The 22,878-nt window shown below is 59.0% G+C and carries 20 protein-coding genes and 3 tRNA genes; 9 read left to right on the top strand and 14 right to left on the bottom strand.

Going from position 1 to position 22,878, the window contains the following annotated elements:
- The first annotated feature begins 5 nt into the window (after window positions 1-5).
- The 5 genes from uvrC to AB5Y93_RS14815 all read left to right on the top strand — a co-directional run bounded on the left by uvrC (window position 6) and on the right by AB5Y93_RS14815 (window position 3,117).
- A complete protein-coding gene (uvrC, locus tag AB5Y93_RS14835; RefSeq protein WP_161653772.1) occupies window positions 6-1,859 on the top strand; it encodes an excinuclease ABC subunit UvrC in 1,854 nt (617 codons plus the stop codon).
- Between the two features lie 213 nt (window positions 1,860-2,072).
- A complete protein-coding gene (gene pgsA, locus AB5Y93_RS14830; protein WP_010675229.1) occupies window positions 2,073-2,627 on the top strand; it encodes a CDP-diacylglycerol--glycerol-3-phosphate 3-phosphatidyltransferase in 555 nt (184 codons plus the stop codon).
- Between the two features lie 179 nt (window positions 2,628-2,806).
- Window positions 2,807-2,882 (top strand) — tRNA-Gly (locus AB5Y93_RS14825).
- Between the two features lie 34 nt (window positions 2,883-2,916).
- A tRNA-Cys gene (locus tag AB5Y93_RS14820) sits at window positions 2,917-2,990 on the top strand.
- Window positions 2,991-3,030: 40 nt separating this feature from the next.
- A tRNA-Leu gene (locus AB5Y93_RS14815) sits at window positions 3,031-3,117 on the top strand.
- A gap of 190 nt (window positions 3,118-3,307) precedes the next feature.
- Here the strand turns inward: AB5Y93_RS14815 and AB5Y93_RS14810 are convergent.
- From AB5Y93_RS14810 to AB5Y93_RS14780, 7 genes are all read right to left on the bottom strand, one after another.
- Window positions 3,308-4,597: a methyl-accepting chemotaxis protein gene (locus AB5Y93_RS14810; protein ID WP_368229720.1), complete on the bottom strand. Its 1,290-nt coding sequence runs from the start codon at window positions 4,595-4,597 to the stop codon at window positions 3,308-3,310.
- Window positions 4,598-5,152: 555 nt separating this feature from the next.
- Entirely contained in the window at window positions 5,153-6,136 is a 984-nt protein-coding gene (locus AB5Y93_RS14805) for an MDR family oxidoreductase (RefSeq protein WP_368229719.1), read from the bottom strand.
- Window positions 6,137-6,188: 52 nt separating this feature from the next.
- Window positions 6,189-6,824, bottom strand: coding sequence for a TetR/AcrR family transcriptional regulator (locus tag AB5Y93_RS14800; RefSeq protein WP_368229718.1), 636 nt, complete (start codon window positions 6,822-6,824; stop codon window positions 6,189-6,191).
- A gap of 155 nt (window positions 6,825-6,979) precedes the next feature.
- Window positions 6,980-7,228: a GlsB/YeaQ/YmgE family stress response membrane protein gene (locus AB5Y93_RS14795; protein ID WP_010675223.1), complete on the bottom strand. Its 249-nt coding sequence runs from the start codon at window positions 7,226-7,228 to the stop codon at window positions 6,980-6,982.
- A gap of 128 nt (window positions 7,229-7,356) precedes the next feature.
- Window positions 7,357-8,082 carry a UDP-2,3-diacylglucosamine diphosphatase gene (lpxH, locus tag AB5Y93_RS14790; RefSeq protein WP_041213119.1) on the bottom strand — a complete coding sequence of 242 codons (726 nt, stop codon included), beginning with the start codon at window positions 8,080-8,082 and terminating at the stop codon, window positions 7,357-7,359.
- A gap of 13 nt (window positions 8,083-8,095) precedes the next feature.
- Window positions 8,096-8,782 (bottom strand): DUF4269 domain-containing protein, encoded by a 687-nt coding sequence (locus tag AB5Y93_RS14785; RefSeq protein WP_368229717.1) that lies wholly within the window; start codon window positions 8,780-8,782, stop codon window positions 8,096-8,098.
- Window positions 8,772-9,269: a peptidylprolyl isomerase gene (locus AB5Y93_RS14780; protein WP_010675220.1), complete on the bottom strand. Its 498-nt coding sequence runs from the start codon at window positions 9,267-9,269 to the stop codon at window positions 8,772-8,774. The genes AB5Y93_RS14785 and AB5Y93_RS14780 overlap by 11 nt, the downstream gene beginning before the upstream one ends.
- Window positions 9,270-9,460: 191 nt before the next feature.
- Here AB5Y93_RS14780 and cysS point away from each other — a divergent pair, with 191 nt between their 5' ends.
- On the top strand, window positions 9,461-10,837 hold the full coding sequence (cysS, locus tag AB5Y93_RS14775) for a cysteine--tRNA ligase (RefSeq protein WP_041214950.1): 1,377 nt from the start codon (window positions 9,461-9,463) through the stop codon (window positions 10,835-10,837).
- Window positions 10,838-11,067: 230 nt separating this feature from the next.
- Here the strand turns inward: cysS and AB5Y93_RS14770 are convergent, their stop codons facing one another.
- A complete protein-coding gene (locus AB5Y93_RS14770) occupies window positions 11,068-11,427 on the bottom strand; it encodes a lysozyme inhibitor LprI family protein (RefSeq protein ID WP_010675218.1) in 360 nt (119 codons plus the stop codon).
- Between the two features lie 95 nt (window positions 11,428-11,522).
- On the opposite strand from AB5Y93_RS14770, the gene AB5Y93_RS14765 reads away from it, so the two are divergent.
- A complete protein-coding gene (locus AB5Y93_RS14765; protein WP_368229716.1) occupies window positions 11,523-12,137 on the top strand; it encodes a hypothetical protein in 615 nt (204 codons plus the stop codon).
- A gap of 765 nt (window positions 12,138-12,902) precedes the next feature.
- Here the strand turns inward: AB5Y93_RS14765 and AB5Y93_RS14760 are convergent.
- A complete protein-coding gene (locus AB5Y93_RS14760) occupies window positions 12,903-15,569 on the bottom strand; it encodes a TrlF family AAA-like ATPase (protein WP_368229715.1) in 2,667 nt (888 codons plus the stop codon).
- A 1,707-nt stretch (window positions 15,570-17,276) separates the two neighbouring features.
- Between AB5Y93_RS14760 and AB5Y93_RS14755 the strand changes: the two genes are divergently transcribed.
- The gene (locus AB5Y93_RS14755) at window positions 17,277-18,335 is read left to right on the top strand and encodes a GGDEF domain-containing protein (RefSeq protein WP_368229714.1); all 1,059 of its coding nucleotides are present in this window, start codon (window positions 17,277-17,279) and stop codon (window positions 18,333-18,335) included.
- 86 nt (window positions 18,336-18,421) lie between these two features.
- A complete protein-coding gene (locus AB5Y93_RS14750; protein WP_039041204.1) occupies window positions 18,422-18,709 on the top strand; it encodes a hypothetical protein in 288 nt (95 codons plus the stop codon).
- A 101-nt stretch (window positions 18,710-18,810) separates the two neighbouring features.
- On the opposite strand, the gene AB5Y93_RS14745 is transcribed toward AB5Y93_RS14750, so the two are convergent.
- From AB5Y93_RS14745 to AB5Y93_RS14725, 5 genes are all read right to left on the bottom strand, one after another.
- The gene (locus AB5Y93_RS14745) at window positions 18,811-19,089 is read right to left on the bottom strand and encodes a hypothetical protein (protein ID WP_029314742.1); all 279 of its coding nucleotides are present in this window, start codon (window positions 19,087-19,089) and stop codon (window positions 18,811-18,813) included.
- 280 nt (window positions 19,090-19,369) lie between these two features.
- Window positions 19,370-20,092: an ABC transporter substrate-binding protein gene (locus tag AB5Y93_RS14740; RefSeq protein ID WP_214003785.1), complete on the bottom strand. Its 723-nt coding sequence runs from the start codon at window positions 20,090-20,092 to the stop codon at window positions 19,370-19,372.
- Window positions 20,093-20,283: 191 nt separating this feature from the next.
- On the bottom strand, window positions 20,284-20,778 hold the full coding sequence (locus tag AB5Y93_RS14735) for a GDYXXLXY domain-containing protein (protein WP_319873250.1): 495 nt from the start codon (window positions 20,776-20,778) through the stop codon (window positions 20,284-20,286).
- Window positions 20,775-21,782 (bottom strand): DUF4401 domain-containing protein, encoded by a 1,008-nt coding sequence (locus AB5Y93_RS14730; RefSeq protein WP_368229713.1) that lies wholly within the window; start codon window positions 21,780-21,782, stop codon window positions 20,775-20,777. Before AB5Y93_RS14730 ends, AB5Y93_RS14735 begins: the two co-directional genes overlap by 4 nt.
- On the bottom strand, window positions 21,775-22,713 hold the full coding sequence (locus AB5Y93_RS14725; protein ID WP_039041207.1) for a DUF2157 domain-containing protein: 939 nt from the start codon (window positions 22,711-22,713) through the stop codon (window positions 21,775-21,777). Before AB5Y93_RS14725 ends, AB5Y93_RS14730 begins: the two co-directional genes overlap by 8 nt.
- Window positions 22,714-22,878 lie beyond the last annotated feature (165 nt).

The raw sequence follows: 22,878 nt of genomic DNA, 5'->3' as shown, positions 1-22,878 counted from the left end.
TGCCGATGACCCTCTCTCCCGAGCCCCATTTTGACAGCAAGGCATTCCTGAGCGCCGTCACCCACCAGAGCGGTGTCTACCGCATGTACGACAGCGGCGGCACCGTCATCTACGTGGGCAAGGCCAAGGATCTGAAAAAACGGCTCGCCTCCTACTTTCGAGCCAATGTCGACAGCATCAAGACCCGCACCCTGGTGCGCCAGATTGCCGATGTGCAGGTAACGGTCACTCACACCGAGACCGAGGCGCTGATCCTCGAGCACAACCTCATCAAGCAGTACCAGCCCCGCTACAACGTGTTGCTGCGGGATGACAAGTCCTACCCCTGGATCATCATCACCGACCATCGGCACCCGCGCATCGGCGTCCATCGCGGCGCCCGCAAGGTGAAGGGGGAGTATTTCGGCCCTTACCCCTCCGGTGGCGCGGTACGCGAGAGCCTGCACCTGATGCAGAAGATCTTCCCGGTGCGCCAGTGCGAGGATGCCGTCTATGCCAACCGTACCCGCCCCTGCCTGCTCTACCAGCTCAAGCGCTGCGCCGGCCCCTGTGTGGCGGGGCTGGTGAGCGAGGCCGAGTATGCCCAGCAGGTGGCGCTGGCCAAGCTGTTCCTCGCGGGCAAGAACCAGCAGGTGATCGGCGAACTGGTGGGCAAGATGGAGTCCGCCAGCGGCGATCTGCGCTTCGAGGAGGCGGCCCGCTACCGGGATCAGATCCAGGCCCTGCGCCGGGTCACCGAGCAGCAGTCGGTGAGCGGCAACGTGCTGGACGAGCTCGACGTGGTGGGGGTGGCCTTCGAGCAGGGGACCGCCTGCATCCACGTGCTCTTCATCCGCCAGGGCAAGGTGCTGGGATCGCGCAGTTACTTCCCGAAAGTGCCGGCCGATACCCCGCTTGACGAGGTGGTGCAATCCTTCCTGCTGCAGTTCTATCTGTCGGGGCAGGGGGGACGGCAGATCCCGAGCGAGGTGCTGCTGGACGTGGCGCTGGAGGATGAGAGCGTCATCGCCGACACCCTGAGCCAGACCGCCGGCTACAAGGTGCGGGTGGTGAGCCGGACGCGCAGCGAACGGGCCCGCTTCATCAAGCTCGCCTCCATCAATGCCCAGACCGCGCTGCGCTCGCGCCTCGCCCACAAGAGCACCATCACCGCCCGTTACGATCAGCTGGAGGAGCTGCTGGAGCTCGAGAGCCCCATCGCCCGCATGGAGTGCTTCGATATCTCCCACACCATGGGGGAGCGCACCGTGGCCTCCTGCGTGGTGTTCAACCGGGAGGGGCCGCTCTCCTCGGAATACCGCCGCTTCAACATCGACGGCATCACCGGTGGCGATGACTACGCCGCCATGGAGCAGGCGCTGGAGCGCCGCTTTGGCAAGCAGCAGGAGCCGGACAAGGTGCCGGATGTGCTGTTCATCGATGGCGGTCTCGGCCAGTTGCGCCGCGCGGAGGAGATCCTGGCGCGCCAGCTGGAGTTTCTCGGCGGCAAATACCCGCTGCTGGTGGGCATCGCCAAGGGGGTGACCCGCAAGGCGGGGTTGGAAACCCTGATCCTGGGGGACAGCCACGAAGAGCTGCACCTGCCGGCAGATATGCCCGCCTTGCACCTCATCCAGCACATTCGCGATGAATCCCATCGCTTTGCCATCACGGGCCACCGGGCCAGGCGGGCAAAGGCCCGCACCACCAGTACCCTGGAAGACATTCCCGGGGTGGGGCCGAAACGGCGACAGGCGCTGCTCAAATACCTGGGGGGTTTGCAGGAGGTGAAAAAAGCCGGGGTGGACGAGCTCGCCAAGGTGCCCGGCATCAGCCAGGAGCTGGCCCAGTCCATCCACGACGCATTGCACTCGCTCTAGCGCTGCCTTTGGTGTGAAGGAGGTCACGCCAGGGGGCATCAGGGCGTGCCGCCTGCGCACAAGAGCCGTGACGCAGGGGGCTACCAAATGCCATAATGACCGGCATCCTGAGGTTATTGATGGATTAATGGACCAAGGCGGGCGCCAGTTCGGTTGCATCCGCGATCGGCTTGGGGCTACCATGTAGCGGCATACAAGAAGTGGCTGAAAATAATGACAAATATTCCTAACCTGCTGACGTTCTTTCGGATTTTGCTCATCCCCGTCTTCGTCATCCTATTCTACCTTCCCTATCAGTGGTCCTACATGGCGGCGGCCATCGTCTTCATCCTGGCGGCCGCAACTGACTGGTTTGACGGCTATCTTGCCCGCAAGCTTAACCAGTCCACCGCCTTTGGCGCCTTCCTCGATCCTGTGGCTGACAAGATCATGGTGGCGGCGGCCCTGGTGGTCATCGTCGAGCACTACAACACCGTCTGGGTCACCATCCCCGCCATGACCATGATTGGCCGGGAGATCATCATCTCCGCCCTGCGTGAATGGATGGCCGAGCTTGGCAAGCGCTCCTCGGTGGCGGTCAGCTGGATTGGCAAATGGAAGACCATGATCCAGATGGTGTCGCTCACCGGCCTCATCTGGCAATACGACATCTGGATGGTGTGGCTCGCCTATGTGCTGCTCTACGTGGCCACCGTGCTCACCTTCTGGTCCATGTTCCAGTACATGAAGGCTGCCTGGGGCGATCTCAGCTACCACTCCCGGTTCTAGTCCAAACGGGAAGATGGCCGTTTCTCTGCCACTGGCGCCGAGAAACGGCCATGAGCGCCAAAAGTGTGGGACAAGGGTAAAAAACACCCGAACGATCAGCGTATTAAATGTTTTTGGTTGACTGGGCGGGGAACATCGCTAGAATGCGTTCTCACAGTCAGGCAGTCAGCCAGACCGATGCGGGAATAGCTCAGTTGGTAGAGCACGACCTTGCCAAGGTCGGGGTCGCGAGTTCGAGTCTCGTTTCCCGCTCCAAATTCAGACAATAGAGAGTTCCTCTCTTTTGCATGGCGCGTTAGCAAAGCGGTTATGCAGCGGATTGCAAATCCGTTTAGTCCGGTTCGACTCCGGAACGTGCCTCCATATTGACAAGCCCGCCCGCGGACTTGATACCGATTGCGGTGCCTGAGTGGTGAAATCGGTAGACACAAGGGATTTAAAATCCCTCGACGTTCGCGTCGTGCCGGTTCGATTCCGGCCTCAGGCACCATTAAAATCAAAGACTTACTAAGGCCACTAGCAATAGTGGCCTTTTTGTTTCTAGTCAATTGACTGCCAGAATGGCTGCGACCTGAAGAGTCGGTTCATCTCTTGAATCTGCACGTGCCAAGCTACGACCCCTGGTGTGAACATCAAAGAGCCTGCTCGATGGCAGGCTCCTGAGTGCTTCCCAGAATTCTCTAGAGTTCCGAGATGATGGTCGACACCTCTTCTGCTCCGTGTCTTATCTCCTCCATCACTTTTGCAACGTCATCGATCTGCTTTTGCCCGTGGATGGCGCCGTCTGCCGCGGACTGGATCTGCTCGCTGACCTGCCTGGTGAGCTGCTGATTCTGGCTGACGACATTGGCTATTTCGTTGGTCGATAGGGAGGTTCTTGCCGCCAGTTGACGAACTTCATCGGCCACGACGGCAAAGCCTCTGCCTTGTTCGCCGGCTCTCGCCGCTTCGATGGCGGCATTGAGCGCGAGCAGGTTGGTCTGGTCTGCAATGCTGCTGATGGTGGATACGATGGCGGTGATATTCTGGGATTGAGCGTGGAGCTTGCTCATCAAGGTGCTGGCATGTTCCATCTGCCTGACAATATTGTCCGAAGTGGAGACGACGGTGGTCAACATCTCCTCTCCTTTGATGGCGGAGGATTTGGTTGTGACAGATGTTTCATTTGCCACCTTGGCCACATGTTGTACGGCCTGATCTTTGCTGATCTGCGGGGTGATATTGGAGGCAAACTTGATGACCTTGATCACCTTGCCATGGCTGCCCCGCACAGCGTTGTAGGTTGCCTCCAGCCAGACTGCATGGCCTTTTTTATCAAATCGCTGAAAGCGCCCCGATTTGAACGTCCCCTGAGCCAGCTCCTGCCAGAAATCGGGATGTTCCCGATAAAACAGCTCATCACAAAACATGCGATGTTGATGGCCTTTAATTTCATCGAGTCGATAGCCCATGGTATCCAGGAAATTACGGTTGGCGGAAATAACAACACCAGTCGGTTCAAACTCGATGACGGCAAGGGAGCGATCCAGCGCCTCAAATATTGCTTTTTGAGTCATGAGCAGATCATGTTGCACTGTCACATCTGACGCTATTTTGATGATCTTGATTATTTTTCCGCCCTGGCTGACGGGGAAATAGGTGGCTTCCAGCCATATTTCCTTGCCTTGTTTGCCAACCCGGTGGAAGGTGCCATGCTGGCTGTGCCCATTTGCCAGATCTCGCCAGAATTCCCGATAGGAGGGAGAGTCGGTATCTTCTTTCATGCAGAACATGGCGTGATGCTGCTGCACGATCTCATTGAGGGAGTAGCCGACGGAATGAAGAAAAAGCGGGCTGGCATCGAGAATATAACCATCGGTGGTGAATTCAATCATGGGAAGATGATCGTGCATGGCATGATCCAGAGCCTCGCTTTTCAAGGCCCTCTCTCGTTCTGCTGCCAGCTCTTTTTTAAGTTTCGAGTCGAACATAAGCACACTCCAGCCAAGAAAATAGAATCATCCGACATCTCTTCGTTGACGAACTCTTCACACTTTCTGGGTATGAAGCGTCGTTTTTGAGTGTAATGCACCCCTGTCATTTGATTCGGGCTTTTCCATACAAAAAACAGGTTTAATACAAGATGATGCGCCCTTTTTATATGCGGTGATAAATAAAACGTATTCCTATTCTGAATTATTTGTTCGATGCATCGATTGTTTAACGGGGGTCTGTCAGTGGGCAAGACAATGGTTCGCAGTCGTGGGCGAACAGAGCCTCATTTCGGCGAATACGGGTATCCAGGGCAGGGGCTTGTCGATGAGGAGTGACGGTTGTCTGCATCGATGGGGGAGGGGGGCAGCGGGAAGGTGCTGCCTATAGAGATGTCTCGGTCCCTCTGTCCGGGAAACCTGCACGTGAGTGTTTGAACGCATCTGTTGTCCATTGTCATGGACGATGGGAAGGGGGGGACGCTCCGTGTGGCTGCGAAATGTCCTGGAGAGGCTCGCCTGACNCAGGCGAGCCGGCTCATATCGCGTCAGTCATCACCCCTGGACATTGACCAGGATCCGGCCGCGCACCTGGCCTGCCAGGAAGGCATCCCCCAGGGTCACGACCTGGGAGAGGGGCACTTCCCGGGTGAGGAGATGGAGGCGGGTCAGGTCGAGATCCTCGGCCAGTCGGGCCCAGGCCTGCTGGCGCAGCGGGCGCGGTGCCATCACGCTGTCGATGCCATAGAGGGTGACGCCGCGCAGGATGAAGGGCATGACGGTGGAGGGGAAGTCCATCCCTCCCGCGAGACCGCAGGCAGCCACGGCGCCGCCGTAGCGGGTAGTGGCGCAGGCATTGGCCAGGGTGTGGCTGCCGACGGTGTCGATGACGCCGGCCCAGCGTTCCTTGCCCAGCGGGCGTCCCGGCGTGGCCAGTTCGGCGCGATCGATCACCTCGGCGGCGCCGATGGACGTCAGATAGTCGGCCTCGTGCAGCCGCCCGGTGGCGGCCACGACCCGATAGCCCAGCTTGGCCAGGAGGGTGATCGCCACGCTGCCCACGCCGCCGTTGGCACCCGTCACCAGAATGTCACCGTCACCGGGGGTGATGCCGTGCTTCTCCAACGCCATCACGCAGAGCATGGCGGTGTACCCTGCGGTGCCGATGGCCATGGCGTCCCGGGGCTGGAAGCGCTCAGGCAGGGCGACCAGCCAGTCGCCCCGGACCCGTGCCCGCTCTGCCAGCCCGCCACTGTGGGTCTCGCCCACGCCCCATCCGTTGAGCACCACCTTGTCGCCGGGGTGCCAGTCGGGATGCTGGCTCTCCAGCACGGTACCGGCAAAGTCGATGCCGGGGATCAGAGGGAAGCGGCGTACCACGGGGGCGGCGCCGGTGAGGGCCAGGCCATCCTTGTAGTTGAGGGAAGACCACTGTACCGCCACGGTCACATCCCCGGCAGGCAATATCTCCTCGGAGAGGCTCTGGTAGCTGGCGCGATAACCCGCCTCGTCTTTCTCGATCAGAATACCGTTGAACATCTTGTCTACTCCCATTAATTGGACTGACTGACTATTAATCTTCGTAAAAAAACTATTTGGCCAAGGTCATGAAAAAGCGGAGAAAAGAGAGCATGGGCTCGGTATCGCCCACCAGGCGTGCGCGCAGTACGGCGCCTTCCCAGCCGATCCAGAACTGATGGGCGAGGGCAGGGCAGTCACAATCAGGGGGCAGCTCCCCCGCCGTCACGGCATCCCTCAGGCAGCGGGCGAGCAGCGCCTCCCAGTCGAGGAGGATCTGCTCGAGGCGCAGGCGCAGCTCGGGGGACAGTTGCACCACCTCCTGACCCAGGTTGCCCACGAGGCAGCCCCGCTGGAACGCATAACGGGTCATGCCCCAGCAGGCGCTGTCGACGAAGGCGACAAGGCGGGCCAGGGGGGGCAGGCTCTCATCCTCCAGATAGCGCGTCAGCTTGCGGCAGAAGTAATGGTGATAGGCATCCATGACCGCCAGGGTGAAGTCGTGCTTGGTGGCGAAGTAGTGATAGAAGGAGCCCTTGGGGATCCCGGTCGACTGCAACACCCGCTCGATGGAGGTGGCGGCGATGCCCTGTTCGGTCAGCAGCTCCATGCCCCGGCGGATCAACAGATCCCGGGTGTCGGCATAGGTGTGCCCGTGCTGGGCAGGGCGGCCGCGAGGGCGGCGGGGCAGAGCGTCGCTGGTTGGCATGGGGGTTATTAGACGCCTCTACTAGAAATGATGCAAGCCCGGCGCCGGGCTAAGGCTCGGGGGATGAGATCGGGTGGTCGCGGCAAGATGGAGCCAGCGGGGCAGAAAACAGCGAGGGCGCCATTGGCGCCCTCGCATCGATGGGTGGCTGGGTCTCAACTGCGCAGCTTGTTGTAGACAAACAGCACGATCAGGGCGCCAACGGTGGCGATGATGATGCTCGGCAGGTTGAAGCCGGTGACCGTTCCCATCCCAAGCAGGGTGCTAACATAGCCCCCCACCATGGCGCCGACCACCCCCAGGATCACCGTCATGAAGAAACCGCCGCCATCCTTGCCCGGCATGATCCATTTGGCCAGGATGCCGACGATCAGCCCCAGTACCACCCAAGTAAGAAATCCCATGGTCATCTCCTCGTTGTGTGCAGAGAACCAGAGTATATGCAGGGATCCTGCTTGTATCCCGCCACAGCACGGCGTGAGTCAGAAACGGTCATATGAGACTCGCTCCTGACCATGGCAGGCAGAGGGCCTCAGCCGAGCGCGCGGGTGTCGAGGCGCTGCCCGGCGGGGGAGCACACCAGCACCGACCCCTGCTCGAACCAGTCACCCAGCACGATGCGTCGCGCCGCACGCCCATCCAGGGTGAAGTCGTGGATGGCGGGCCTGTGGGTGTGGCCGTGGATCATCAGGCGGCAGCCGTGCTGGCGCAGCATCTCGTCCACCGCCTCCGGAGTCACGTCCATGATGATCTGGCTCTTGTGGGCATTCTCCATCTGGCTCTGGCCGCGCATCTTGTGGGCGATGGCCTGGCGGCGCGAGAGCGGCAGGCGCAGGAAGAGCCAGCGCAGCCATTTGAGTTGTGTGATGCGGCGAAACTTCTGGTAGCCCTCATCCCGGGTGCAGAGCAGATCCCCGTGGCTCAGCAGCACCCGCTCGCCGTACAGCTCGATGACGCAGGGGTCGCCAAGCAGGGTCATGCCGGCCCGTTTGGCAAACTGGCGCCCCAAGAGGAAGTCGCGGTTGCCGTGAATGAAGTAGAGGGGCACCCCTTGCTGGCTCAGGGCGAGAAAGGCATCGGCCACCTCGCGGTGGAGCGGGTTGGGGTCGTCGTCCCCAATCCAGAATTCGAACAGATCCCCCAGCACATAGAGGGCGTCGGCACCGGGCGCGTCTTCGGCCAGAAAGCGCACCAGGGCCGCCGTCATGTCGGGCCTGCCTTGGCTGAGGTGAATGTCACTGATAAAGAGGGTGCTCATGAGTTCCTGGGCATCATGGTAAGAGAGTCCCGCCTGGGTGCGGACAAGGCCTGTGACCTTGCACGTCGAGCGGGTGGGGGAGGGAAGGGCAGCAGAGCCCCGCAAGGTTGACGCCCTCAAGGGTCAGCAACGCCTCGTAAGGGTCGCCGGACAGACCCAGCAGGCGGCACATGGCCGCTTCCCCCTTGAGCCCTTCATCAACGCGCAGGCGCAGCACCTCCCGGTGGAAGGGGGCGCCAAAGCGCTCAAGCAGGGCGGCCATCAGGCTGAGGTGGCGCCAGCCATGACATGTCTCGAGGGGATCAGAGGTGAGGTAGAGCTCGACTGGCCAGCACTGGCCATCTGGCCCGTGGCGTTGCTGCTCGGCGATCCAGACCTGTTCGCCCTTGCTTCGCACCTGCCAGCCTTGTGCGGCCAGTGTCGCGGCAAGGAAGGCCGGGTCCGGATGCTGGCAGAGGATGTCGAGATCGCTGCCGGGTCTATCCAGCCCGATGGCGATCGTGCTCACCAGGGCCAGATCGTTGCACAGGGGGCCAAGCTCATCCCACAGGCCGCCGCTCAGCAGGGCGTGGGCCGAGCGCTGACGTTCGTTGCCCTGGGCCAGATAGTCGAGGCGGCGCCAGTTGGGGGCGGCAGATGGAAAAACTGCGGCCGGGGCCGCAGTGGTATCAGAGCCTGGCCGGCAGGGATTACTCGGCAAGGGTCACCTTGGTGATCACGACGTCTTCGGTCGGGACGTCCTGGTGCATGCGGCCGTAGTTGCCGGTCTTCACGCCCTTGATCTTGTTGACCACGTCCATCCCGGCGGTCACTTCACCGAACACGCAGTAGCCGAAGCCCTGGGTGGTGGCGGACTTGAAGTCCAGGAAGTCGTTGTTGTTCACGTTGATGAAGAACTGGGCGCTGGCGGAGTGCGGCTCCATGGTGCGGGCCATGGCGATGGTGCCGACCTTGTTGGACAGACCGTTGGCCGCCTCGTTCTTGATGGGAGCGCGGGTCTCTTTCTCTTCAAAGCCCGGGGCATAGCCGCCGCCCTGGATCATGAAGCCGTCGATGACGCGGTGGAAGATGGTGTTGTCGTAGTGACCGTCACGGCAGTATTGCAGGAAGTTGGCCACGGTCTCCGGGGCTTTTTCCGCGTTCAGGGTCAGGGTGATGTCGCCGTGGTTGGTGTGCAGAGTAACCATGAGTTGTCCTTTCATTTTGACGCGGGCAGCAAGGTGCCCGCAGGTGTATGGCATAAAGTGGTGGCAATTCTAGCCCATCAAGGCCCTGCGGCATAGATGGCAGGGGGGAGAGGGGGCTTTTTCTGCCTCGTTTTCTATACCGGATGCGGTTAGAATGGCAGGCCATTTTACTCACAGGCAGTGGTCATAAGATGCTGAAGATATACAACACACTCACTCGTCAAAAAGAAGAATTCAAACCTATCCACCCGGGCAAGGTGGGCATGTATGTGTGTGGCGTCACTATCTATGATCACTGTCATATCGGCCACGGCCGTACCTTCGTCGCCTTCGACGTCGTCGCTCGCTACCTGCGTTATGCAGGGTACGACCTCACCTATGTGCGCAACGTCACCGACGTGGATGACAAGATCATCAAGCGCGCCGCCGAAACGCACGTGACCTGTGACGATCTCACCGAGCGCCTCATCGGCGACATGCACCAGGATTTCGACGCCCTCGGCATGGTGCGTCCGGACATCGAACCCCGCGCCACCCAGCACATCGGCGAGATCATCGCCCTGGTTGAAACCCTGCTGGAAAAAGGGCACGCCTACGTGGCGGACAACGGCGATGTGATGTTCATCGTCGAGTCCTACGCCGACTACGGCAAGCTCTCCGGCCAGGATCTGGAGCAGTTGCAGGCCGGCGCCCGGGTTGACGTGGTGGATGCCAAGCGCAACCCGCTCGACTTCGTGCTGTGGAAGATGTCCAAGCCCGGTGAGCCGACCTGGGACAGCCCCTGGGGCCCGGGTCGCCCTGGCTGGCACATCGAGTGCTCCGCCATGAACTCCAAGCATCTTGGCAACCATTTCGACATCCACGGCGGCGGCTCTGATCTGCAGTTCCCGCACCACGAGAACGAGATTGCCCAGTCCTGCTGCGCCCACGGCGGCGACTACGTCAACACCTGGATGCACAGCGGCATGGTGATGGTGGATAAAGAGAAGATGTCCAAATCCCTTGGCAACTTCTTCACCATCCGCGATGTGCTGGCCCACTACGACGCCGAAACCGTCCGTTACTTCCTGATGTCCGGTCACTACCGCAGCCAGCTCAACTACTCGGAAGATAACTTGAAGCAAGCCCGCGCCGCCCTGGAGCGCATGTACACCGCCCTGCGCGATCTGCCGGCGGCGGCCGCCGCCGGTGGCGACGAGCAGGTGGCTCGCTTTGTTGATGCCATGGACGACGACTTCAACACCCCGGAAGCCTACTCTGCCCTGTTCGACCTGGTGCGCGAGATCAACCGCCAGAAGGCCGAAGACATCGCTGTCGCCGCCGGCCTCGGTGCCCGTCTGCGGGAGCTGGGCGCCGTGCTCGGCATCCTGCAACAAGACCCCGAGGCTTTCCTCAAGGGTGACGAAGCGGACGAAGAGGTCGCCGAAATCGAGCGCCTGATCGCCGAGCGCAATCAGGCCCGCGCCGACAAGAACTGGGCCGCGGCGGATGCCGCCCGTAACCGCCTCACCGAGATGGGCATCGTGCTGGAAGACAGCGCCGGCAAGACCAGCTGGCGCCGTGCCTAATGCCGGCGGCGCTGCTCGCGCCAACAGGTTGAGCCAATAAAAAAACCGCAGCCTTCAAAAGGCTGCGTTTTTTTTGTGGTCTGCCGAAGCCTCGGCATTTTTCGGACTGATCCCCTCGCCCCTTGGGGGAGAGGGTCAGGGTGAGGGGACTAGCGTCATTACTCACCGGAGTGCCTGCAAGCCGTCTGTTTCTTGCCCCAGTTCCTACCTGACCTGGTTGGCGCCTCTGATCATGGCTGGTCTGGCAGTGTGTTCAGGTCTTTGGTGCGCGCCTCGGTCAACTGGGTGAGACAACTGCTGTGGACCATGGGCGCCATTGATCCCCCTTCATAGACGCCGGCCTCGTAACGGCACTGGGCATCGCGAAAGGCGATCCAGGCCCGTTGCGCGGTTCTCAGCCTCTCCAGCTGTGCCTTCTCCAGGGAGGCAACCCGCTTTTTATAGGCGGCATTGAGCTTGGCATCGGCTCGCTGGTAATCCTGAAACGCACAGATGTTCATGTCGGTTTGTGTCACCGGCGCAGTACAATCCTGTTCGGCCTGAACGGCAGTGGTTGCCAGCAAGAGCAACAGGGCGGGATAGGGTCTCAAGAAGCAGTTCCTTTGTGGTAGGGAGAGGGCCAATATACGGCATAAACCGGCCCGATGGCGGCTCTGTTTTTCAAGAATAACAAGGAGATGACGTCATGAAGTTGAACTGGAGGCCGTTTCTGGCCCTGCCTCTGCTGGCGTCCGGGCAGTCTGTGGCCGCCACAGCCCCCGATATGCAGGTCCAAGCCCGCGCCAAGGTGGCCGAGTTTCTCGACTGGGAGCGCCAAGTCAAACCGAGCGGCCTCTATCAGGCAGACCTGGGCGGTGCGTTGCCCAACATCGTCTCCCCCGAGCTGCTCTGCCTGCTCAATGCTGCCTCCAAGGCGCGGGAGATAGCCACTCGCGAAGCCCCGGACGAGAAGCCCCCCTTCGTCGAGGGCAACCCCTTCCTGCCCAATGCCTGGGATCATCTGCTGGGCTCTGAGATACTCTCGTCTCGCGCCATCGACGGTAGCCGGGATCGCAGCGAGGTCAAGGTGAGTTTCACCTTTGGCGAGCCGGGTACCCCGCTCGACACCCCCAGCGGCACCTACCGTTTTGTCAGCACCTATCTGGTGAAGGAGGGGCCGCAAGGCACCCGCATCACCGATATCGACGCTGGCGGCAACTGCGATTTCTGCCAATCCGGCAGCCTGCGCGCCGTCCTCTATGAGACGCTCACCGCCTATCCCGCCGCAGGGGGAGAGCAGTGCAAGGGGTTGGGGAAATAGGGTTTTGGTTTGAGTGAAAAAGTGTTTGGGGAATAGAAATAAAAACCGCAGCTCAAGGCTGCGGTTTTTTGTTTGTGGTTTGTCGAAGCCTCGGCATCCTTCGCTCAGATCCCCTCTCCCCTTGCGGGAGAGGGCCAGGGTGAGGGGGAGCTAACATCATTCCTCGGCGAAATGCCAGCCAACGCTTGGATGGCATGGCTTTGCCATGCAGGACACGAGGGCGCTGCCCTCGACAGGGTTTCGCCCGCCCTTCGGGCTGGGGCGAGTGACTTTGGAAAGACCCGCTCTCTTTGGCAAATAACACCAAAAGTCTTCCCCCCGGCAAACCACCCGCTTCGCGGGTTCCCTCGTCTCGTCCAACGGGTTGGACGGAGCGCCGCAGACGGCACTTTGGCCTACGCCATCCATGGCTTCGGCCAAAGCCCGCTTCGAACATCCTTGTTCTCGCGCCAAATCGGGGTCGAGCAGTGCTCGCCCTGATCCGATTTGGCCCATATGCCGACTGCGGCTACGCCATCATCCCTGATGGCGCTCCTGACCCGTTGAACTCGACTCGGTGGTTTGCAGGGGGAACCAATACCGTGCCCGCCCGTGGCTTTAGCGTTCATGTCGGGCGCCTATCCCGCCGAAGGGGAGAGCTGTGCAAGGGGTTGGGGATCTACGTGTATGGGGAATAGAAATAAAAACCGCAGCTCAAGGCTGCGGTTTGAGGATTTTTTTCGATGAAACCTAGTTCATAGCCGTGTTTTTTGTGGATAAATTTGGTTATGCCAAATCTTGGATACCATATTTTCGCTCTCTTTTTTCAAAAGCATAACTACCGCCTTCGAGAATATTGCAGATATCTGCTCGTATGCCGGAATTCTCTCGCACGTTACCATCTTCAACGGCACCTGACTTATATTTAATGTGTTCGCCTTGGTTGTCGGCTATTATTATTTGTTCAGAGTCCGTATTGACAACTAAATTTGCGTTATGGGTGACGATTATGACTTGACGATATTTTTTGATTTTCCTAAACAGTGGGACTAGTTGAGACATAATAAACTCATTATCTAGATCATCTTCAGGCTGATCAAATACAAAAGGGCTTCCGAAGGGATCTGTTGCTAATTTTAAACAAACATAGAAAGTACCTCGCTGGCCAACAGATAGCTTATTCACGGACTTCCCTTTATATTGGAAGTCTGCGTTGGTATAGAGATATTTCTTAATGCTTGAAGACGAGTGAAGATAATTCAATAGTTCAAATCTCCCTCCCTTGTTAAAAAACTCTTGCATCCAAAGAAAGGCTTCCAAGTTTATTTTATCACCATCGCAGTTTATTATATTTTCACCGGAAACGAGTCTAAAATAATCGTCGCTTGAGTTTACACAGAAAGTCTCCATCAATCTGTCAAAAGTGCTTTTTTCATTTGTACTTCTAAATTTACCCCTGTTTAAACATTCTTCAATGCCACTGTAGAATTGCTCTTTATTAAATACTATAGCGCCATTAATATGAATGTCTGAGAGTATGTCTTGAACTAAAGTGTTTTGCTCCTCATTCCAGTGGGGTTGCTTACGCTGAAGTTTTAGAAAAGCATTATCTATATTATTTTTTTGTTCCTCTATATAGTCTTTATACTTTAATAATAACTCTCCGCGAGACTGTACTAATTTATGATACTCTTGAGTTCTCTGATTTATTTCTTCTAGTTTTGAGGATGCATGGTCAATTGATTTTTGATATTCAGTCACTTTTGTAAGTAGTGAGGAAATGTCTTGATTAATACCTTGCAATTTAAATTGTTCAGCAATTAAATTATTTGCAAGTGATAGCTCTTCTATTTTGGTTTTAGATGTTTCAATGTTTTGATTTATAGGGTTCTGAAGTGCATCTTCATTTAATAATGGAGACTTTATTACCGAGCAAGTGTGAGAGTTAAGGAGCTGTATTCTTTGATTTATTTCTGATATGTATCTATTAAAAAGAGCAATGGAGTTTCTTGCTTCATTGATAAAGTTATTGTGTTCATTGATATTCTTTGAATTTTGTTGGTATCTCTCTATAAGTAATTTGTTTTGTGGGTTTGTAAGTGTGCTAATTAATTGAGTGTTATTATCGATAATACTTTGTTGGTATGTCGGATTGTTTATTCTCTGGTTTTGAGAATCAACATCTTCCCAGTATTCAACGAACGCTCTATATCTACTTAAGTTATTCGAAATTTCAGAGTTAGTTACGGGGTCAAACTCAGTACCATAAATTCTTAGCATTCTCTTTATTTCGTCACTAAGATCATCTGGTTTTTGACTAAAATGCTGGACATCTCCCTGAGAAACATGAAGATAAGAGTATGTGTTTTCTGGAGAGTCGAACCTTAATACTGTTCCATCACCTTGATCTAATTCAACACATAAGTTTTCACTGCTTACCATCCGAGCATTGGAGTGCTCAGATAAGTGGTTGAAGCGAGAATGCATGGCATCTAAAAATAGACTTTTACCTGTACCTCTTCCACCAATTATTGTTACAAGATTTGGGTTTAATGGTATTTTTTGGCTATAAAAAGAGATTTCCTCACCAGAAAATATATTTCCACCCAACTCAACAGATTTAAACCAAGGTTTTAAATATTGTTTCTCAATGAAGTTATCAGTTTGTTGTACGCGAAGGTCTGGTTCAATAATAGCCTGCCTTAAACCTTCAAATGTAGGCTTTGCCTTAACCCAAGAATACATAGTTCCTATTGATGCTATTTTATGTGCATCAGATGCATAGAATACAGGTTTTTGCTTAGCGCCCTCGTATCGTTCTTTATTTAGAAAGAAGCTTCTATCTTGAGGTCTACCTAAAATAATCTGACATCTTTTCTCAATTTCTATAGCAACAGCTAAAGACCTTCCTTCTTTTGTATCTGGCCTAAACCCACCATAACCATTTGGACAGGCTGCAATCAAAAAATCAATGCCAAACTTTAAATTGTGATTTAAATGCTCAATTAATAAATCAAACTTAACTGTTGCTTCTGATGTTTTAACCTTGGAGTCAGTGAAGGATTCTTGTGAACAGTATATTTTTTTACCGTCAGATGTAGTGTTTGAGATTGGAAGAGTTGATAAGATAGAGTTAATTTTTTGGCTTGTGATATTTTCTGATAATATGCAGTGAACGTTAATCCATTCACCATCTTTGTTCTGTTGGTCTATACGAAACTCAAGATTACCTAATACAGTATGCTCAACACCTTTCTCTTTAATTTTATCTCTGATAAGCTCTAGTTCATTTTCCTTAAAAAAGAAATAATTTGTAATGCCAGTCAGTTTTAGATTTGACGCTACGATGGTATCAATAAATTCATCTATAGATGTATTTCCAAACTCATTGGCTTGATGTGTAAATGGGGAGTGCACATGTAAGTCCCATTTATTCCATATTGAACCGATCATTTATTATCCTTACCTGTGTATGTTGGGGGGGGGTAATTTAATAACTATACCCATAGGTTCGATTAGAGAAGCGTAATCGGACGTTAGAGAAATAAGGTTTTATTACGGTGAAATATTCACTATTGGACCGTCTATATACAGCCGTTTCCCGATAGGGATATCTGCTGCTTGCAGTTGTATTCACCATGATTTTTTCACCTATGCAACCATATTGATGAAATCTGTTGCATAGGTGCGACAATCTGGTCTCGCCATGGGGTGGGTGAGGGGTTGGCTCTGAGAGAACAGCCCTCCCGACCCTGACCCCGCAAACACAAGGTCATGGTCAATTAACTGGCCTCGGTGCTGCGGGTTGGGTGTTGCCCCCCTGTTGTTCGCCGAGGTGAGGGCACAAGGTCAGGAGCGCCGTCATGGACGACGGCGCAGACGCAGGCGGTACAGGGATGTACCGTCTGCGTCGTTCCGCCAGACCTTTTGCCTGAACCGAGGGAACCCGACGCAGGAGGGCGAACAAGTGGGGGTGGCCTTTCTTTTGGTGACTTTTCTTTGGCCACGCAAAGAAAAGTCACTCGCCAAGCCGCGTAGCGGCGGCGAAACCCCATCGAGGACGGAGTCCTCGTGTCCTGCATGGCGAAGCCATGCCAATTAGACGGCGATATTTCGCCAAGCAATGACGTTACCGACCCCTCACCCTAGCCCTCTCCCCCAAGGGGAGAGGGGATCAAACCGAAGTCTCCGAGGTTGGCGGGCGAAACCCCGTCGAGGACGGAGTCCTCGCGTCCTGAATGGCGAAGCCATGCCATTCACACGTGGGACGACATTCGCCAGGCAATGCCGTTACCGACCCCTCACCCTAGCCCTCTCCCGCAAGGGGAGAGGGGAGCAAACCGAAGTCGCTGAGGCTGGCGGGCGAAATTCCGTCGAGGGCAGCGCCCTCGCGTCCTGCGCGGCGAAGCCATGCCATTCACACGTGGGACGACATTCGCCAGGCAATGCCGTTACCGACCCCTCACCCTGACCCTCTCCCCCAAGGGAAGAGGGGATCAAACCGAAGTCGCCGAGGCTGGCGGGCGAAACCCCATCGAGGGCAGCGCCCTCGTGTCCTGCACGGCGAAGCCATGCCATTGAGGCGTGGGGCGGCATTCACCAGGCAATGCCGTTACCGACCCCTCACCCTAGCCCTCTCCCGCAAGGGAAGAGGGGATCAAACCGAAGTCGCCGAGGTTGGCGGGTGGAACCCTGTCGAGGACGGAGTCCTCGCGTCCTGCGCGGCGAAGCCGTGCCATTGAGGCGTGGGGCAGCATTCGCCAGGCAATGCCGTTACCCATCCCTCACCCTAACCCTCTCCCCCAAGGGGAGAGGGGATGGTTACCGCGGACGATTACGCTTCGCTAATCGACCCTACCGACCCTACGGCGTAGCCATGCCAAATGACGGTGAATGACCCCACACCTTGACTCTCTCCCTCAAGGGGCGAGGGGATGATTACCGTGGACGAATACGTGGCGGGAATCGACCCGGCACCCAGGGGCGAGGGCAGGGTTGTGCCCCTGTGTTTCGCATGGCGACGCCGCTTGGGGTCCGGTTATGCCAAAATGTGAACAAATCGATCTTTCCCCCGGTCAATCGCGGTCTGCCGCTTGTCGGGCCCGCCCCGAGTTGGCTAAGGTAGTCGCCCATCAGATGCACGCAGTAGTGGAGGTAGGCATGGATAAAATTTTGCTGGCGCTCTCGGAGCAGATGATAAACGCACGGGATCTGGAGAGCCTGACCCGCCCCTTGCTGGAAATGCTGGCGTCGGTGACCGGGCTGGAGTCGACCTATCTTACCGAGATTGACCTCGGGCAAAGCAGCCAGCATGTTCTGTTTGCCCGCAATGCGGCCGGGCTGCAGATCCCCGAGGGGATGACGGTGGAGTGGAGCGATACCCTGTGTCGCCGTGCCATCGACGAAGAGATTGGTTACACCGATGACGTCGCCGCTCTGTGGGGGGACTCCCAGGCGGCCAGCGAGCTCGGCATTCGCTCCTATCTGAGCAGCCCGGTGCGCACCTCGACCGGCTCCCTCTATGGCACCCTGTGCGGCGCCAGTACCGAACAAAAACCCGCGGTGGCGGGTGCGCAGCAGCTCATCGCCTTCTTCGCGCACCTGATTGCCGAACAGGTGGAGCGGGAGCAACTGCTGCGGCAATTGCAGCAGGCCAACGACGAGCTCTCGCGCCTGGCCCTCTCCGACCCCCTCACCGGGCTCCCCAACCGCCGCGCCCTGATGCTCGAACTCACCCGCCTCTTCTCGTTGTCGGAGCGGGCGGGGCATCCGGTGCTCATCGCCTTTGTGGATCTCGATGGCTTCAAGGCCATCAACGACGAGTATGGCCACGAGGCGGGGGACAGGCTGCTCACCGCCATGGCGCGGCAACTGGGGGAGACCCTGCGCGGCGGCGATCTGCTGGCCCGCTTTGGGGGGGACGAGTTCGTGGCCGTGGGCATGGGGCCTTTCCCGGGCGCCGACACGCTGGACGGGGCGGTGGCGGCGTTTCGCCAGCGCCTGTTCGAGCACAGCGTGCTGTCACTGCCGGTGGGGGACAAGGTGATCCATTATCCCGGTGCCAGCGTGGGGGCGGTGGCCGTGATGCCGGCCGAGGTCAGCGTCGAGGAGGCGCTGAACCGGGCCGATGCGAGCATGTATGCGGTCAAGCGCCAGCGCCGGGCCGCAGGGGAGGGCGGGAACCCGCCTCCTTCCAGTCAGGTGTCTGCCCCGCGATAGGAGCGGGGCGGGTTGAGAGGGCACAGGGTGGCGCGTCCACCCGGGTGCCAGTCTGTTTTCCCTTTTATCAGTTCGGAGCCCATACCATGGTTCATCTTCTTGCCCGCCGTGTGCGCGCCCTGGCCGGGCGGGCGGCCACCCTGGTGGCCGGACTCTGCGAGTTTCAGCAGCGCATCTGGGTGGTCAGCATCGTCAAGGAGTCCTACACAGATACCTTCGTGGTCAACGAAGGGGGCTTCGAGGAGCCCTTGCAATGGATGCGCCGCAAGGGCTACAGCGCCGAGATGCTGGCCAGGGTGGAGGCCATGGCCCGATCCCAGGTGCTCCAGCTCGAGTGCGCCGGGCAGCATCACCGTCTGATGCGGGTGAAATAGGGGCGAAGCCGCCCCCGGATGGCCTGGCGGCACCGCCGCCCGGGTGTTGACCACATATCCTGCCGCCCTCTTCGTGTCAGACGGGGCAAATGGGTCGCCAGTCATGATTTTTCCGTGGTTCTCTCCGGTTTCAGACCGCCGGAGTAGACGCAAATCGCGGAGTTGTAGCTGTTGAAGGTGACCGCGTAGTTGAAATCGCAGAAATAGGCCGGGTGCTTGGTGGCGACAATGTCCCCCGCCTTGCATTTGTCCTGCATCCCCTCCACCAGGGTGTCGTTGTTTGACCCGAGGCAGGCCTTGCCGGTGGTCTTGTCACCGCCGCAGGCCATCAGAAGGGCGCAGACCGAGAGACTCATCAACCATTTCGCTGTGTTGTGCATGTGTATTCCCAAGAGATCGGAGAGATGGCGGGGAAGGGCGTGAGCGCGGCGCTGCCCGATGAAGGCGGCCAGCGGGCACGCTGCCGCCCCTGACTGTCGCTGCCACCGTGCGCCCTGCCCCTTGCCGTGAAAAAGGGGCCAACAGGCTCCTGCGCCCTATATTACGGACCCGAGGCGGTCTGCGTCACCCCTTGTCGTTGTAAGTGGCGAACATTAAACGGGTTTCGTGCGCTGGCTCAAAGGCGGGCCGGGGCCTTGGCGGCCCCGGCGGGGGAAGGGGTCAGGGGGAGGGGAAGTATTTGTGCTGGAGCTGCTGGAAGTCGCTGCTGGCCAGCACCTGGGTCAGGCCGAGCTGGAACTCCCTGACCAGGGCATCGTCCACCGGGTGGCTGAAGGCGAAACAGTACTGCTCGGAGCTCAACATCCAGCGCACCTCGAACTGGGCAGGATCCAGCTGCTGGGTCTTGATGAGATCCAGCAGGGTGGACTTGTTGCTGGAGACCAGATCGACCCGGCCCGAGGTGAGCATGCGCAGGGCCTGGGAGAGGCGGTTGGCGGTCATGATCTTCTGCTCGTCGAAGCCTGCGTTGAGCAGCAGTTGCTCCCCCACATCGGATCGCACGGCGCCTATGGTGTAGCGCTGGGCATCTTCCAGGCGGGTCAAGGTCAGGGGGCGACTGGCGAGCCCCATCAGCACTATCTCGGCATAGCCGATGGGGCAGGCCCACTTGAACAGGGGATTGCGCGCCTCGGTGCGGGCGGTGGAGAAGAGCACCACATTGGGTTTCTGGGTCAGCAGGTAGTAGCCCCTGGCCCAGGGGAGGATGCTGACGGGCTGGACAGGGGTGCCGGTCTTTTGCCACACCAGGTGCAGCAGGTCGATGGCAAAGCCGGTCGGGGCGCCATCCTCCCCGGTGAAGTTGTAGGGTTTGTACTCTTCGGTGAGGTAGTGCAGGCTGGCGAGCGCCGGGCTGGCCTGGGTCACGGGAGTGCCCCAGACCATGGCCGCGAGGGCGGCGCAGGCGACCAGTCTGCGAAGGGGGACTGCAATGTCTATGTTCATCCTGACCGTCCTGCTGCCGAGTGCCCAGTTTCAAGTGTTGCCAAGTCACGGCGTTTCGCCACCCGGCGCAGACGTTATCCGCCGGGGGCCGTCATCATCTTGCCACTCACAACCGGGTCGGCGCCCCCTTTTTACCAGGCCGGGCGGGTGTGACCCAGGGGGGTGAACGCCTCGTCCCTCAGCCCCACCAGCAGGGTGTTGCCATCCTCTTGCAGGCGAAACTCGCCGTAGCGGGCCGACTCATATTGATCTCCCGTGCCCTCTTCGAAGAAGAAGGCGTCAGGCCCGATAAACCACTGGCCGTCGCGCTGGCGCACCTTGAGCAGACGCTCCCCCGGGCCCGGGGCCTCGGGCTTGCCCCCTTCCACCCAGTGCACCACCTGATGTTCATCCAGGCGAACGACCAGGGTGTGGGGGCCGGCGGCGGCCTGGCGGCCCGCCAACTGGCGGGCGAGGGCGTAGTTCAGGCGCATGTAGTCCCCCTGCATCAGGGAGCGGGGGTCGACCGGTGCCAGCTCGATCAGCACCACCTCCCCCTGGCTCATGGCGTGCTCGAAGCGCCAGACGGTGGCGTTGATGCCGGCGAGCAGGGCAAGACCGGTCAGCAAAAAGGCGAGGCGTCTCATGAGGGGCTCCCGTTGTGAAGGTGCTTGAGCCACTGACGGGTACCGAGCAGCAGGGCCCCCGAGGCGAGCAGCAGCCAGGACTTGGTCATCAGGGTCAGCCCCAGATCGTAGTAATAGAGGGAGCCAAAGCCGAGCAGCAGGAGGCCTGCCAGGGTCATCAGGGCCAGGCTGCCGGCGTAGAAGCCGAGCACCAGCACCAGGGCGCCAGCCCCCATGCCGGGAATGATGGCGCTGATCACCACCAGCGGCAGCCCGTAGCGCAGCGGCAGCCTGAGGCGAACCATGACCGCGAGCAGCAGGGCGGCGCAGAGCAGGGGATTGAGCCAGAGGGGCAGGCGGGAGCTGCCGAGCTCATTGAGCACGCTGGTGCCTCCCTCCCACAGGGGGTGGTGCAGCCGTCCCAGCACCAGCAGGGAGAGTGCCAGCCCCAGGGTGAGGGATTCATAGAGCAGATGGCGGGCGGGATCGCGCTCCGCCTGCAGCCAGCACAGGGCGACGGCGCCCATCACCAGCGGCAGGGCCAGCAGGTGCAGGCCGAGGCAGGCGAGGGCGAGGGTGAGCAGGATGGCGGCGGTGAAGCTGTGGAACAGCCTGATCAGCCAGTGCTCGAACAGGGCGGCCACCCCGAGGGAGAAGGCGGTCAGACCGAACCAGAGCCACGCGACGTTCAGATCCAGCCTGTCCAGCAGGCCGTAGAGCAGCCAGGCATCTGCCGCCAGCGCCAGCGCCAGCACGAACTGATCCCAGAGATCGCTGCGGGTCGCCATGCGGTTGAGACCGAGGGCGGAGGCCATCAGCACCATCCCCATGGTGAGGGCGTTGTTGGGGTCGCGGGTCAGCTGCTCGAAGGCCATGAAGAGGAAGAAGAGCAGGAAGAGGGCGGCTATCCAGCCCACCATGCCGAGCAGAAAACGGCCCGACCAGTGGGGCTGTTCATCCCGGGGGGCATCCCCTTCCACAAGTTGGGCTGCACGCAGGCGCTCCCAGGGGGTGAGATCAGACATGCTGCCTCCGTTGTTGTTGCAGCCAGCGGCTGGCCATCACCGACAGGCCGATGGCGATGAGGGCCAGCAGCAAAAAGCCGTTCATGTCCGGCTCCATCCACTTGCCAAGGGCCGCGAGGATCACGGCGATGAGGCTCAGGCACCCCATGGCGAGCCCGGCGATGAACCTGTGGTGCCAGCGCAGGTAGGCGGCGCCGAGCCAGGCGAGCCAGGCAGGCCAGACCCAGGGAGAGGCGGCATCGAACAGGGCCAGCAGGGTGAGCAGGGTGATGCCGAGCCCCGCGGCCAGCCCCGCGAGCCAGGAGGGCATCAGGGCGTAGCGGGCGGGCACCAGGATGAGCAGACCCCAGAGGGCGGCGTTGAGCAGGGTCAGGCACCAGCCGAGGGCCTCCTCGTTGAAGGAGAAGAAGAGATCGAGAAGGCCGAGCCGCCAGTAGAGCACCAGGGCGAGCTGACCGAGCAGCCAGGCCAGGGTCCAGAGCAGCGGGCTTCTGCCAAGGGCCGCCAGCGGCAGCAGCATCAGGGCCCAGGTGGCGAAGAGCTGCCAGGGGTCGGCGCCGGTCTGGTAGGTCTGGCCCACCAGGGCGAGCAGGGCGCCGAGGTTGAGGGCCAGGGCCAGCAGCAGGGCCTGGCGCGGGGTATCACTCATGGGTTTGCGCCAGAGCACCAGGAGCATGGTGAGCAACGGCAGCTCCAGCAGGGCGAGACGTGAGAGGCGCCCCAGGGCCTGCCAGTTGAAGGCGACAAAGAAGACGAGGCCGGCGCCAAGGCAGAGGCAGCCGAGCCAGAGCAGCAGCCTGTCGAACAGCCACTGCCAGCGGGCAGGGCCGGGGGGCAGATCGCACAGGGCAAGGGCGGCAGGCAGCGAGGCCCGTGGCAGGCGGCCGCGCCTGACCCAGTCGAGCAGGGTCTGTCTTGAGGTGAGGTGCATGGGGGCTCCTGAAGCCGTGATGCCTGAAAGATAAGGCATTATGGCACGGCGACGCGTCTCGGGGCAGGGGCGCCGTCGGCGCTGCGACACAGGTCGCGGCACGGGGCCATGTCTTTGCACTAAAAAGGCCCCCGCCGTGAGGAGGGGGCCTGAAGGACGTCCGGG

This window comes from Aeromonas sp. R10-1, from assembly GCF_040908465.1.
GTDB classification, from domain to species: Bacteria; Pseudomonadota; Gammaproteobacteria; order Enterobacterales; family Aeromonadaceae; genus Aeromonas; species Aeromonas caviae.
The sequence above is the reverse complement of the archived record's forward strand: the minus strand, read 5'-3'. Positions and strand labels throughout refer to the sequence as shown.

Excerpts from the sequence above, each read along its gene's own strand:
- uvrC (WP_161653772.1), top strand. The coding sequence starts at position 6 with ATGACCCTCTCTCCCGAGCCCCATTTTGACAGCAAGGCATTCCTGAGC.
- pgsA (WP_010675229.1), top strand. The coding sequence starts at position 2,073 with ATGACAAATATTCCTAACCTGCTGACGTTCTTTCGGATTTTGCTCATC.
- AB5Y93_RS14810 (WP_368229720.1), bottom strand. The coding sequence starts at position 4,597 with ATGTTCGACTCGAAACTTAAAAAAGAGCTGGCAGCAGAACGAGAGAGG.
- AB5Y93_RS14805 (WP_368229719.1), bottom strand. The coding sequence starts at position 6,136 with ATGTTCAACGGTATTCTGATCGAGAAAGACGAGGCGGGTTATCGCGCC.
- AB5Y93_RS14800 (WP_368229718.1), bottom strand. The coding sequence starts at position 6,824 with ATGCCAACCAGCGACGCTCTGCCCCGCCGCCCTCGCGGCCGCCCTGCC.
- AB5Y93_RS14795 (WP_010675223.1), bottom strand. The coding sequence starts at position 7,228 with ATGGGATTTCTTACTTGGGTGGTACTGGGGCTGATCGTCGGCATCCTG.
- lpxH (WP_041213119.1), bottom strand. The coding sequence starts at position 8,082 with ATGAGCACCCTCTTTATCAGTGACATTCACCTCAGCCAAGGCAGGCCC.
- AB5Y93_RS14780 (WP_010675220.1), bottom strand. The coding sequence starts at position 9,269 with ATGGTTACTCTGCACACCAACCACGGCGACATCACCCTGACCCTGAAC.
- cysS (WP_041214950.1), top strand. The coding sequence starts at position 9,461 with ATGCTGAAGATATACAACACACTCACTCGTCAAAAAGAAGAATTCAAA.
- AB5Y93_RS14765 (WP_368229716.1), top strand. The coding sequence starts at position 11,523 with ATGAAGTTGAACTGGAGGCCGTTTCTGGCCCTGCCTCTGCTGGCGTCC.
- AB5Y93_RS14760 (WP_368229715.1), bottom strand. The coding sequence starts at position 15,569 with ATGATCGGTTCAATATGGAATAAATGGGACTTACATGTGCACTCCCCA.
- AB5Y93_RS14755 (WP_368229714.1), top strand. The coding sequence starts at position 17,277 with ATGGATAAAATTTTGCTGGCGCTCTCGGAGCAGATGATAAACGCACGG.
- AB5Y93_RS14750 (WP_039041204.1), top strand. The coding sequence starts at position 18,422 with ATGGTTCATCTTCTTGCCCGCCGTGTGCGCGCCCTGGCCGGGCGGGCG.
- AB5Y93_RS14745 (WP_029314742.1), bottom strand. The coding sequence starts at position 19,089 with ATGCACAACACAGCGAAATGGTTGATGAGTCTCTCGGTCTGCGCCCTT.
- AB5Y93_RS14740 (WP_214003785.1), bottom strand. The coding sequence starts at position 20,092 with ATGGTCTGGGGCACTCCCGTGACCCAGGCCAGCCCGGCGCTCGCCAGC.
- AB5Y93_RS14735 (WP_319873250.1), bottom strand. The coding sequence starts at position 20,778 with ATGAGACGCCTCGCCTTTTTGCTGACCGGTCTTGCCCTGCTCGCCGGC.
- AB5Y93_RS14730 (WP_368229713.1), bottom strand. The coding sequence starts at position 21,782 with ATGTCTGATCTCACCCCCTGGGAGCGCCTGCGTGCAGCCCAACTTGTG.
- AB5Y93_RS14725 (WP_039041207.1), bottom strand. The coding sequence starts at position 22,713 with ATGCACCTCACCTCAAGACAGACCCTGCTCGACTGGGTCAGGCGCGGC.